Source organism: Solirubrobacter deserti (assembly GCF_027587175.1).
In the GTDB taxonomy this organism is placed as follows: Bacteria; Actinomycetota; Thermoleophilia; order Solirubrobacterales; family Solirubrobacteraceae; genus Solirubrobacter; species Solirubrobacter deserti.
The window spans coordinates 48,338-59,156 of record NZ_JAPCID010000006.1 but is presented as its reverse complement, the minus strand read 5'-3'; the positions used below and the strand labels follow the sequence as shown (position 1 = coordinate 59,156).

Sequence of the window (10,819 nt, the reverse complement as noted above, 5' to 3'; positions counted from 1 at the left end):
GCACCCGGGACGCTCGATCCCAGGGAGGAACTCACACCGTGTCGGACACCACACTCACCCCGGAAGTCGAAGCGCCCAGCGTCCCGCTGATGCCGCTCGGCGACCTGATCCCGTACGCGCTGCTCACGGCGCTGCTGGCGATCATGCTCCTCTACTTCGTCGGCGCCGAGGAGGGCGCGACCTCGGTCTTCCCGGGGATGACCCTCCACGAGTTCGTCCACGACGCCCGGCACCTGCTCGGCTTCCCCTGCCACTAGGGCAGCAGTGGACAGCCAGAAGCTGGTCCGCGGGCTGCTGATCCGCGGCATGCTCGCCGGCCTCGTGGCCGGCGTGCTGATGTGGGCCTTCGGCCTCGCGATCGGCGAGCCGCAGATCCGCTCGGCGATCGCGTTCGAGGAGTCGGTCAGCCCGCCGTCGGACGAGGCGCCGCTCGTCAGCCGCTCGATGCAGGAGACGCTCGGCCTGCTGACCGGCACGATCGTGTACGCGGTCGCGATCGGCGGCATCTTCGCGCTCGTGTTCGCGGGCGTCTACGGCCGCATCGGCCGCGCCCGTCCGCGGGTCACGGCGGCCACGCTCGGGCTCGCGGCGTTCGTCGTGATCGCGTTCGTGCCGTTCCTGAAGTACCCGAGCAACCCGCCGGCCGTCGGCCTCGACGAGACGATCGCCTTCCGCACCCGGGTCTACTTCGTAATGCTGCTGCTGTCGGTCGTCGCCGCGATCGCCGCGGTACGCCTCGGCCGCGACGCCGTCAAGCGCCTCGGTGCGTGGAACGGCGCGCTCGTGGGCGTCGGCGGCTACCTCGCGCTGGTGGTCATCGCCTCACTGCTGATGCCGGCCGTCAAGGAGATGCCGGAGGGCTTCAGCCCGGACGTGCTGTGGCACTTCCGGCTCGCCACGCTCGGCACCCACGCCGTGCTGTACGCCACGCTCGGGCTCGCCTTCGGCGCGCTCGCCGAGCGCTGGATCACGCAGGCCCAGGGCGGCGCAGCAGGTAGGTATCGAACATCCAGCCCTTCCGCCGGCGCGCTTCGCTCCTGACGCGCTCGATCTCGGGCCCGACCTCGGCCACCACGCCGGACAGCAGCAGCTCGTCCGGCGTGCCGAGGTAGGCGCCCCAGAAGATCTCGGCCTCCGGGAAGCGCCGGAACGTGAGCTCGGTGTCGAGCATCACGACCACGTCCCCCACTTCGGCCGGCCAGCCGGACGCCGCCAGCCGTCGTCCGCTCGTGAGCAGCACCGAGCCGCCGACCCGGTTCAAGGTCACCCCGAACCGCGCCGCCAGCGCCGAAACCGCGCTCACGCCCGGCAGCACCCGCACGCCGAAGCCGGCCTCGCGCACCACGTCGATCAGCCCGTCGTAGAGCGTCGGGTCGCCCCAGGCGAGGAACCCGCCGCGCCCGGGCTCGCGCGCGAGCGCCTCGCGCACCAACCGCACCCGCTCCGCACGCCACGCCGCGACCGCCTCGGCCCCGCGCCCGCGCGGCGGATCCTCGATCGCCACCTCCCGGACGCCGGCCGGCAGCAGCGCGCGCCGCGCACCCGCCAGTTCGTCGTCCGCGCCCTTGACGAACACGAACGCGACGTCCAGCGCCTCCAGCGCCCGCACCGCCTCCAGCGTCAGCCACGCCGGATCTCCGGCACCGACGCCGATCACGTCCACGAGCCTGTCAGGATCGCCGTCCATGGCGGTGCTGATCTTAGGCGGGACGCAGGAGGCGCGCGAGCTCAAGGAGCGGCTCGGCGACCGCGCCATCCTCGCGCTCGCCCGCACCACCGCCTTCGGCGGCGCGGACGGCTTGGCCCACTACGTCGCCGAACACGGCGTCACGACCATCGTCGACGCCACCCACCCGTTCGCCACCCGCATCTCGGCCAACGCCCGGCAGGTCGGCGTTCCCGTCATCCGGCTCGAGCGCCCCGGCTTCCAGCGCCGGCCCGGCGACGACTGGACCTACGTCGACCACCTGCACGAGGCGCCCATTCCCGCCGACGCGCGCGTCTTTCTCACCACCGGCCACCACGAGATCGAGGCGGTGCGGGCCCACCCCGCGTTCTTCCTCGTGCGCGCATTGACCGCGCCATCCGTCCTGCCGATTCATCACACTCTCATCTTGGCCAAGGGTCCGTTCCGCCTCGAGGAAGAGCTGGAGCTGATCCACGCACACGCCCTGACCCACTTGATCACGAAGGACAGCGGGGGGCCCGACGCGAAGATGACAGCTGCACGACAAGCTGGGCTGCCCGTGATCCTGCTGCGTAGACCGGGTATCGAAGGCCCCGTGGTCCACTCACCGGAGGAAGCGCTTGTCCTCCTATCGACCTAATCGCCGCGCGCTCGTCGTCGAGGACACGCCCTCGGCGGCCATGCTCGTGTCCGCCCTGCTCAGGCAGCAGGGGTTCACGGTCGAGTGCGCCGAGGACGGCGAGAGCGGCCTGGACGTCGCCCGCGCGCAGGACCCTGAGCTGATCGTGCTCGACGTCGGCCTGCCCGGCACGGACGGCTTCACGACGTGCCGTGAGCTGCGCTCGTTCAGCGACGCCTACGTGCTGATGCTCACCGCCCAGGACACCGAGCTCGACAAGGTGATCGGGTTCGAGGCCGGCGCCGACGACTACATCACCAAGCCGTTCTCCACGCCCGAGTTCATCGCGCGCGTCCAGGCGCTGCTGCGCCGCCCGCGCCGCACCACGGTCGAGCCGGCGCCCGCGCCCGAGGTGCGGCGCTTCGGCGCGCTCACGATCGACCCCGGCGCCCGCGAGGCGACGCTGGACGGCGCGCCGCTCAACCTCACGCGCCGCGAGTTCGACCTGCTCGACGTGCTGTCGGGCTCGCCGCGCGTCGCGTTCACGCGCTCGCAGCTGGTCGAGCGCGTGTGGGGCGAGAACTGGTTCGGCGACGACCACCTGGTCGGCGTGCACATCTCCAACCTGCGGCGCAAGCTGGGCGACGACGGCCGCAACCCGCGCTTCGTGCTGACCGTGCGCGGCATCGGCTTCCGGATGGGTCCGGGCCGGTGAACTTCGCCGAGCTGGAGGCGGCGCTCGGCGCCGACACGGTGGCCCAGCTCGTCTGCACCTACCGCACCGATCTCGCCACCCGGCTCGAGCAGCTACGCGCCGCGACCGAGCCGGAGGAGATCCGCCGCCACGCGCACGGCCTGCGCTCCGGCGCCGCGACCTTCGGCGCCACCGCCCTGGCCGAAGCCGCCCGCGTGCTGGAGGAAGGCGGCGGCGACCTGGCGGCGGTGGAGCGCGCGGCGCGCGCGGTGGACGCAGCGCTCGCTACGCGAGCGCCTTCGCCACGGCCTCCTGGACGCGATCGGCCTTGAACGGCTTGACGACGAAGTCACGGGCGCCGAGCTTGATCGACTCCATGACCTTGGACTCCTGACCCAGCGCCGAGCACATGATGACGCGCGCGTTGGGGTCGAGCGACATGATCTCGCCGAGCGCGGTCAGGCCGTCCTTCTCCGGCATGGTGATGTCGAGCGTCGCCAGATCAGGCTTGAGCGCCTGGAACTGGTCGACGGCCTCCTGGCCGTTGGTCGCTTCGGCGATCACTTCGTGACCGGCCTTGGTGAGAGCGTCGGACACCATCTTGCGCATGAACGCGGCATCGTCGACGACGAGAACGCGGGCCATCTCAGGCCACCTCCTGGAGTACACGGGTTGCGGGGTAGAGCTGTTCGTCCTTGGCTCCTGCCTTGCGGACGGTGACGACGCCGGTGACCGGGTCGACGCGAACGGTGCGGCCCTTCGTGCCGCCGGTGTCTTCCGCGTGGATGCGGATGCGCTCTTTGACGAGCTCGGCCTTCACCGCGGCCGCGTTGCGGGCGCCGACCTCGAGCGTGGAGCCCGCGCCGGCGAACATGCTCGCGCCGCCGACGAGGACGGCTTCGAGCATCGGCTTGCGGCCGCCGCGCGCGACGACCTGCTTGACCAGCTCCGGGACCGCCCTGTCGGCGAACTTGAGCGGGTTGAGCTCCTTGGCATGACCGTCGGCGGCGGGCAGCACGATGTGCGCCAGGCCGGCGACGCCCTTGCGGCGGTCGAGCAGCACGACGCCGATGCACGACCCCAGCCCGAGCGCGACGAGCGAGTCCCCGGGAGTCCCCGAGGCGCACAGCTCGCCCATGCGTGCCATCAAGTCGGCCATCACGCGACGCCGATGCGCTCGAGCAGTTCCTCCGCGCCCCCGTGGTCGGGAACGAGCAAGAACACGATCGAACAGTCCTCGCCTTCGATGACGAGGCTCGAGTCCAGCAGCAGCGTGCGGTCGCTGGCCGCGGCGCGCACGGCCAGGATCGACTCGACGATCGCACCGAGGAAGTCGGTGACGGTCGCGGGCGGCGTCGGCTCGATCGCGAGCCCGGTCATCCCGGCCAGCGCGTTCAGGTAGGACGTGCCGACGACGTTGCCGATCTCTCCCAGCGCGGACGGGACGAGGTCGGAGCCGGCCTCCAGGCCGAGCATGACGCAGACCTTGTCCGCATTCTCGGGCGTGAGCAGCATCAGCACGGTCGCGGGCAGCTCGCCCTCGACGCCGAGCATGATGCCGGTGATCTCCTGCTCGGGCGGGCCGAGCTGCTCGACGGCGTCGGCCATCGGGAGCACGCGCGCGTCGGGCACCGCGAGGTCGATCGAGCGCCCGAGCATCTCGGACAGGGCGGTCGAGGCGGTCCCGGCCCCGATGTTGGCCAGCTCGCGCAGCGCGTCGAGCTGGGTCTCGTTGTATGAAGCGCTCACGCGACTCCCTCTGCGACGGCGTCGCAATCGACGATCAGGGCGATCTGCCCGTCTGACAGGACGGCAGCGCCCGAGAGGGCCGAGCCGTCGGCAACTTCCGGCGGGAGCGGGCGCGTGACCAGCTCGCGCTGCCCGTCCATGGCCGACACGGCGAACGCGATGCGCTGGCCGTTGCCACGGATCAGCACGCCGAAGGCGGCGTTCTCGGTGCGGCTACCGCCGTACTGCTCGGACGCGCACACGAGCGGCATCACGCCGTCCGGCATGACGAGCATGCGGCGGCCGGCGACGGAGCGGACGGTCTGGTCGGCGAGGCGGACGGTGCGCTCGATGCGGTCGAGCGGGATCGCGAACGCGCGCCCGTCGGCCTGCACGAGCAGGGCGGCCATGATCGCGAGCGTCAGCGGCAGGCGGATCTCGGACGTGGTGCCCTCGCCCTGGACCGACGTCATAGTGACCTCGCCGCCGAGGCCGCGGATCGCGACGCGCACGGCGTCCATGCCGACGCCGCGGCCGGAGATGTCGGAGGTGACGTCGGCCGTCGAGAAGCCGGGGTGGAAGAGCAGCTCGGTGGCGCGGGCCATGTCGATGGCCTCCGCCGCCTCGGGCGTGATCAGTCCGCGTTCGACGGCCTTCTTGGCGACGCGGGCGGGGTCGATGCCGCGGCCGTCGTCGGAGACGGAGATGACCACGTTGCCGCCCGCGTGGCGGGCCGAGATCTCGAGCCGGCCCGTCTCGGGCTTGCCGGCGGCGCGGCGCTCCTCCGGCGTCTCGAGGCCGTGGTCGAGCGAATTGCGGATCAGGTGCACGAGCGGGTCGCCGAGCGAGTCGACGACGCTGCGGTCGAGCTCGGTGTCCTTGCCGATGAGCTCGAGCTCGACCTGCTTGGAGAGCTTGACCGACAGGTCGCGGACCAGGCGCGGGAAGCGCAGCAGGACGGCCTCGACCGGGATCATCCGGACCTGCATGACCATGGCCTGCAGCGCGTGGGAGGTGCGGGTGAGCGCCTGCAGCGCCTGCGGGAGGCCGGGGACGTCGGCGTGGGCGGCGAGGCCCTCGACGTGCGTGCGGTGCAGGACGAGCTCGCCCATCGCGTGCATCAGCTGGTCCAGGCGCTCGGCGTCGACGCGGACGGTCGACGAGCCGTGGTTGGCCGAGCGCGGCGCGGCGGCCTTGCTGGGCTCCGCGGCGGCGGGAGCGGTCGCCTCGGGGAGCGTCTCGCCCGCGTCGATCGCCGCGTCGGCGACAGCCTCCGACGTCTGCGCGTCCTCCACCTCGGCGACCGAGGCGGCGGCCTCGGCGAGCTCGGCGTCGGTGCGGTCGCTCACGAGCCAGGCGACGATGTCGGACCCGGTGAAGGTCTCGACCTCTTCCGGCCCGGGCCGGCAGGCCAGCGTCTCGCCCAGGCCGGCGAGGGTGGAGAGGATCATGTAAGCGCGCACGGACGGGATCGACGCGTCGGCGACCAGGGTCGCGTGGACCTGGACGACGCGCCGGCCCTGCGCGAGCTCACTGAGGTCGGCGGGCGGCTCGAAGAGCACGCCTGCCGAGGTGCTCTCCTCGGCACTGGCAGCGGGCGCCGCTTCCTCGTCATCGCGGACGAGCGTGCGCAGGCGGGCGATCAGGGGATCGGGGGTGATCGCCTCGGCGCCGCTGCTCTCGATCGCGTCGACGGCGGCCTCGAGCGCGTCCAGGCACTCGAGCAGCACGTCGACCGCGGAGCGCTCGAGCCCACCCTTGCGCTGGCGCAGGAGCTCGAACACGTCTTCCATCTCGTGCGTGAGCGCCGCCATCCCGGCGAAGCCCATGGTCGCGCTCATGCCCTTCAGGCTGTGCGCGATCCGGAAGATCTCGTCGACGGTCGCCTGATCGTCAGGCGTCTCCTCGATGCGCACCACGGCAAGGTTGAGCTCCTGCAGGTGCTCCCGGCCCTCGGCCAGGAACATCGGGAGATATTCGGCGGTCTCGTCCACGACCTCTGTGGTCGGACAATCTCGCGCGTTCTTTCATCCGCTTATGGCAAAAGTTCTCTCAAGAACTCTCAAACCTCAGCCCCACGCCCCGCACCGTGACCAGGTGAGTTGGCGCGCGCGCGTCATCCCCGAGCTTGCGCCGAAGCGCGACGACGTTCATGTCGAGCGTCTTGTTGGAGCCCTGCCACTCGCCCTCCCAGACCGTGTTCATCACCTCTTCGCGCGTGACGGTCCGGCCGGCGTTCGCCACCAGGAACGTGAGCAGGTCGAACTCGCGCGGGCTCAGCTGCAGCTCCTGCGCCCCGTGCCAGGCGCGCCGCGCGAGCTTGTCGATCCGGACGTCGCCGGCGCTCAGCAGGTCGGGCGCCGAGCGCCGCACGTTCGCGCGCACCCGTGCGAGCAGCTCCTGCAGCCGGAACGGCTTGGCCACGTAGTCGTCGGCGCCCGCGTCGAACCCGTTGACGGCGTCGGCCTCGTCCCCACGGCCGGTGAGCATCATGATCGGCACCGTCGGCCGCACCGCCCGGATGCGCCGGCACACCTCGAGCCCGTCCAGCCCGGGCATCTCGACGTCCAAGATCACCAGCGCGTGGTCACCCCCGACGCCCAGGCGCTCGGCCTCCAGCCCGTCGCGCGCCTCGTCCACCTCGTAGCCCTCACGACGGAGCACGTGCGTGAGCGACAACCGCGTCGTGTCCTCGTCCTCCGCCACCAGCAAGCGGGCCATCGCTGCGCATGCTAGGCGGCTCGCCACGACTTTGCCGCGGCTACGCGAGTCTCGTGAGATTTGACCAACGATCATCACTATTGAGATGGAGCCCGGTTGCCGTCGAGCAGCGGAGTGGACGTTTGCCTGGTGGACGTCAAGACCGGTCGCGCCGAGCGTCGGGACGAACCGGTCGGGCTCTCACGGACGTGACGCCGGTGAGGCGTCCGGCCCGATCGCAGTGTGATCAGCGACCCGGACCGGTCATGCGGCGTGTGCCTCCTGAGCTGGTCAGCACGTACACCTGCCAGGCGTAGTAGGTGCGGAACGTGCGCTCGTCGGCGCGCATGCGGGCGGCGTAGCGGCGGATCGCTCTGACGTAGGACGTCGAGTGGTTGTAGGCGTACAGCGCGCGGTCGTAGTCGGCCGGCGCGCCGGAGGCCTTCAGGTAGCGGGCGGCGGCGAGGATCGCGTCGTGCGGGTCGTTGATGTCGCCGCCGTTGCCGAAGGCGCGCCAGGTCGCGGGCATGAACTGCATCGGGCCCTTCGCGCCGGACTCGCTCGCGCTGCGCACGCGGCCGAAGGCGGACTCGACGAAGTTGATGGACGCGAGGATCGACCAGTGGATGCCGAAGCGGCGCTGGGCGTCGGCGTAGTGCGCGCGCAGCTCATTCGCGGGTGCGGCCTTCGCCACGCGGACCTTCGGGATGGTGGTGCTGGGCCCGCGCGGGATGGCGGCGATGTGGCGGCGGGCCTGGACGGTGTCGCGGGCCTCGCCCTTGACGTCCGGCGGGAGCTGGGCGAGCGTGCGATCGCCGAGCCGGCGCTCGGTCGCCAGCTCGCGCAGGATGCGCTGGTGGTGCAGTGCGAGGTAGGTGACGTCGCGCGGGATCTCGCCCGTGCCGTCCCAACCCGTCGCGCGCAGGCGGCGCGTGGTGTCCGTGAAGGCGGCGGCGAGCTGCGCGGGCTCACGCGGGAGCGGCGCGTCGGCGGCCGGCAGCGGGGCCTGCTGCGGCGTCGCGACCGCGAGGATGAGGGCGAGGAGGCCGCGCAACGCCCGGCATCCTAGTCGTGCCCTCGCCGCGCGAGTGGTCGTTTGGTCAACCCCTGGTTGACAAAACGAGCGTTCGGTTCAGGGAAGGCGCTGCTGAAGGGTCAGGACGGGTGCGAAGACGTCACCGCGCGCCGCGACGCGTTCCAGCGCCGCCGCCGGGCTGAGCAGCAGCGCGTCCTCGTCGCCGGACGCCACCGCCTCGGCGAGCTCGTCCCACTCCAGCGGCGCGGACACGGTCGGCCACGCGCGCTTGGCGCGCAGCGAGTAGGCGGCGACCGTGGACTTGTGGCGGTCGTTCTGGCCCCAGTCGACGAGCACCTTGCCGCGCCGCAGCGCCTTGTCCGCGCGGGCGACGACCCGGTCGGGCAGCCGGGCGGCCAGCAGCTCCGCGACGCGGCGGGCAAACGCCTTGGTCTCGGCGAAGCTCACGGACGTGTTCAGCGGCACGTACACCTGCACGCCGACGCCGCCGCTGGCCTTCACCCAGCTCTCCAGCCCGACGCCGGCGAGCATGTCGCGCAGCACGAGCGCGATCCGCGCGGCGTCCAGCGGCCCCGCGGGCACGCCCGGGTCCAGGTCGAACACGAGCGTGGTCGGCGTCTCGTGGTCGGGCGCGACCGACAGCAGCGGGTGCATCTCGAGGTTCCCGCGGTTCACCGACCACAGCACGGACGCGGTGTCTTCGAGCTTGCAGAACTTGATGTCCGCGCCCTGGCGCTCGCTCCAGACGGGCGCGACGTCGACCCACGGCGGCGCGCCCGTGCAGTGCTTGTCGTAGAAGTGCGGCCCGTTCACGCCCTCCGGATAGCGCTTGAGGGTCATCGGCCGCCCATGCAGGTACGGGAGCAGCACGGGCGCGATGCGCGCGTAGTAGTCGAGCGCGTGCGCCTTCGTGAAGCCGGCCTCGGGGTAGAGCACCCGCTCGAGGCTGCTGAGCCGCACGCGCCGGCCGTCGACGTCGACCTCGGTGGCCGCCATGAGGAGCGGCCTACCCGGTCAGGCGCGAAGGCCTAGCGGCCCGGCTTGATCTCTTTGACCTGCGGAAGCTTGTACTGGTGGGCCATGACCAAAACCTTCCCAGGTGCAGGGCCTTGCGGCATCACCCGGAGGTAGGAAGTTCTCCGCCCCGTTTTCGACGATCAGTCGTCTTCCACCTGCGGGAAGCGCGCGCCGGCGGGCAAGCTTTCGTCAACTGTCGCGTGCAGGCCCACGAGCGCGATCTCGCCGCCGGCCTCGCCGACGTCCGCGCGCACGTCCACATGGTCGTCGATGATCGCCCGCGTGACCGTCGCTCCCGCCCGCACCACGGCGCCCGGCATCAGCACGGAGTCGCGCACGGTCGCGCCCTTCTCGACCACGACGCCGCGCCCGAGCACGCTCCCGCTCACGTCGCCGTCCACCTTCGCGCCCGGCGCGATCAGCGAGGACTGCACCGTCGCCGAGGAGCCCACCTGCGCCGAGGCGCGGTTCGCGATCGCCCGCGTGAGGATCGGCCACGCCGGATCGTCGAGGTCGATCGGCGGCTCGTCGCCGACAAGCTCCATGTGGCAGGCGTGGAACGCGTCGATCTTGCCGACGTCGCGCCAGTAGTCGCCGAAGCGGTGCGACCGCGCCTCCCCCGCGTCCACCAGCCGGGGCAGCAGGTAGTGGCCGATGTCCTCGAGGTCGTCCTGCCCGCGTTCGCGCACGAGCTCGTCGAGGGCGTCCAGCACGGGCTCGGGCGTGAAGACGAAGACCTCGTTGCTGACCAGGTTGCCCTTGGCCCCGTCGGGCTTGTAGACGTACTCGGTCACCCGGTCCCCGTCGACCTGCACGACGCCGTAGCGGTCCGCGTCGTCGGGCTCGACCTCGGTCGTGACCATCGTGACCGCCTTGCCCGCCTCGCAGTGCTCTTCCGCGAGCATGCGGTAGTCGAGCTTGTAGACGGCGTCCGCGGAGAGCACGACCAGCGCCGACGGGTTGAACTCGCGGATCAGCTCGGCCTGGCTCCAGAGCGCCTCGCCCGTGCCCTCCTGGAAGCCCTCGCCGCCCTCGTTGCCCTGCCGCGGGTGCAGGACGAGCAGCCCGCCGGACGTACGGTCCAGGTCCCACGGGCGCCCGTTGGCGAGGTGGTCGGTCAGCGAGACCGGGTTGAACTGCTGCGAGATCCAGACGTCGTCGATGTTCGAGTTCAGGCAGTTGCTGAGCGGGAAATCGATCAGCCGGTGAGTGCCCGCGAACGGTACGGCGGGCTTGGCACGCGTGTGCGTGAGCAGTTCCAGACGGCCGCCGGCACCGCCGGCGAGGATCAGCACGAGGATCTTGATACGGGGCACCCTCGCTCTCTACCCCGTGAGC

The 10,819-nt window shown here is 71.7% G+C and carries 14 protein-coding genes; 5 read left to right on the top strand and 9 right to left on the bottom strand.

Going from position 1 to position 10,819, the window contains the following annotated elements:
• Positions 1-38 precede the first annotated feature (38 nt).
• Both OJ962_RS04610 and OJ962_RS04605 read left to right on the top strand, forming a co-directional pair.
• Positions 39-257 (top strand): CbtB domain-containing protein, encoded by a 219-nt coding sequence (locus OJ962_RS04610; RefSeq protein WP_270006212.1) that lies wholly within the window; start codon positions 39-41, stop codon positions 255-257.
• Between the two features lie 22 nt (positions 258-279).
• Positions 280-1,041 (top strand): CbtA family protein, encoded by a 762-nt coding sequence (locus tag OJ962_RS04605; RefSeq protein ID WP_407697491.1) that lies wholly within the window; start codon positions 280-282, stop codon positions 1,039-1,041.
• Here the strand turns inward: OJ962_RS04605 and cobF are convergent.
• Positions 968-1,687 carry a precorrin-6A synthase (deacetylating) gene (gene cobF, locus OJ962_RS04600; RefSeq protein ID WP_202953637.1) on the bottom strand — a complete coding sequence of 240 codons (720 nt, stop codon included), beginning with the start codon at positions 1,685-1,687 and terminating at the stop codon, positions 968-970. The two genes, OJ962_RS04605 and cobF, sit on opposite strands and share 74 nt — an antisense overlap.
• Here cobF and OJ962_RS04595 point away from each other — a divergent pair.
• The 3 genes from OJ962_RS04595 to OJ962_RS04585 are packed head-to-tail and all read left to right on the top strand — an operon-like array spanning position 1,686 to position 3,332.
• Complete coding sequence (locus tag OJ962_RS04595) at positions 1,686-2,327, top strand: precorrin-6A/cobalt-precorrin-6A reductase (RefSeq protein ID WP_270006211.1); 642 nt, start codon at positions 1,686-1,688, stop codon at positions 2,325-2,327. The genes cobF and OJ962_RS04595 overlap by 2 nt on opposite strands.
• Positions 2,308-3,021, top strand: a complete 714-nt coding sequence (locus OJ962_RS04590) for a response regulator transcription factor (protein WP_202953635.1) — start codon at positions 2,308-2,310, stop codon at positions 3,019-3,021. The genes OJ962_RS04595 and OJ962_RS04590 overlap by 20 nt, the downstream gene beginning before the upstream one ends.
• A complete protein-coding gene (locus OJ962_RS04585) occupies positions 3,018-3,332 on the top strand; it encodes an Hpt domain-containing protein (RefSeq protein WP_202953634.1) in 315 nt (104 codons plus the stop codon). The genes OJ962_RS04590 and OJ962_RS04585 overlap by 4 nt, the downstream gene beginning before the upstream one ends.
• On the opposite strand, the gene OJ962_RS04580 is transcribed toward OJ962_RS04585, so the two are convergent.
• The 8 genes from OJ962_RS04580 to OJ962_RS04545 all read right to left on the bottom strand — a co-directional run bounded on the left by OJ962_RS04580 (position 3,286) and on the right by OJ962_RS04545 (position 10,797).
• Positions 3,286-3,645 (bottom strand): response regulator, encoded by a 360-nt coding sequence (locus OJ962_RS04580; RefSeq protein WP_202953633.1) that lies wholly within the window; start codon positions 3,643-3,645, stop codon positions 3,286-3,288. The genes OJ962_RS04585 and OJ962_RS04580 overlap by 47 nt on opposite strands.
• A gap of 1 nt (position 3,646) precedes the next feature.
• Positions 3,647-4,159 carry a chemotaxis protein CheD gene (locus OJ962_RS04575; RefSeq protein WP_202953632.1) on the bottom strand — a complete coding sequence of 171 codons (513 nt, stop codon included), beginning with the start codon at positions 4,157-4,159 and terminating at the stop codon, positions 3,647-3,649.
• Positions 4,159-4,749 (bottom strand): chemotaxis protein CheC, encoded by a 591-nt coding sequence (locus OJ962_RS04570; protein WP_202953631.1) that lies wholly within the window; start codon positions 4,747-4,749, stop codon positions 4,159-4,161. The genes OJ962_RS04575 and OJ962_RS04570 overlap by 1 nt, the downstream gene beginning before the upstream one ends.
• Positions 4,746-6,722 (bottom strand): chemotaxis protein CheA, encoded by a 1,977-nt coding sequence (locus tag OJ962_RS04565; RefSeq protein ID WP_202953630.1) that lies wholly within the window; start codon positions 6,720-6,722, stop codon positions 4,746-4,748. The genes OJ962_RS04570 and OJ962_RS04565 overlap by 4 nt, the downstream gene beginning before the upstream one ends.
• Before the next feature lie 58 nt (positions 6,723-6,780).
• A complete protein-coding gene (locus OJ962_RS04560) occupies positions 6,781-7,449 on the bottom strand; it encodes a response regulator transcription factor (RefSeq protein WP_202953629.1) in 669 nt (222 codons plus the stop codon).
• Between the two features lie 226 nt (positions 7,450-7,675).
• Complete coding sequence (locus tag OJ962_RS04555) at positions 7,676-8,482, bottom strand: lytic transglycosylase domain-containing protein (RefSeq protein ID WP_202953628.1); 807 nt, start codon at positions 8,480-8,482, stop codon at positions 7,676-7,678.
• Between the two features lie 78 nt (positions 8,483-8,560).
• On the bottom strand, positions 8,561-9,460 hold the full coding sequence (ligD, locus tag OJ962_RS04550; protein ID WP_202953627.1) for a non-homologous end-joining DNA ligase: 900 nt from the start codon (positions 9,458-9,460) through the stop codon (positions 8,561-8,563).
• Positions 9,461-9,621: 161 nt separating this feature from the next.
• Positions 9,622-10,797, bottom strand: coding sequence for a glucose-1-phosphate adenylyltransferase family protein (locus OJ962_RS04545; protein ID WP_202953626.1), 1,176 nt, complete (start codon positions 10,795-10,797; stop codon positions 9,622-9,624).
• Positions 10,798-10,819 lie beyond the last annotated feature (22 nt).

Coding starts and splice junctions, on each gene's coding strand:
- OJ962_RS04595 (WP_270006211.1), top strand. CDS start 1,686: ATGGCGGTGCTGATCTTAGGCGGGACGCAGGAGGCGCGCGAGCTCAAG.
- cobF (WP_202953637.1), bottom strand. CDS start 1,687: ATGGACGGCGATCCTGACAGGCTCGTGGACGTGATCGGCGTCGGTGCC.
- OJ962_RS04580 (WP_202953633.1), bottom strand. CDS start 3,645: ATGGCCCGCGTTCTCGTCGTCGACGATGCCGCGTTCATGCGCAAGATG.
- OJ962_RS04575 (WP_202953632.1), bottom strand. CDS start 4,159: ATGGCCGACTTGATGGCACGCATGGGCGAGCTGTGCGCCTCGGGGACT.
- OJ962_RS04560 (WP_202953629.1), bottom strand. CDS start 7,449: ATGGCCCGCTTGCTGGTGGCGGAGGACGAGGACACGACGCGGTTGTCG.
- ligD (WP_202953627.1), bottom strand. CDS start 9,460: ATGGCGGCCACCGAGGTCGACGTCGACGGCCGGCGCGTGCGGCTCAGC.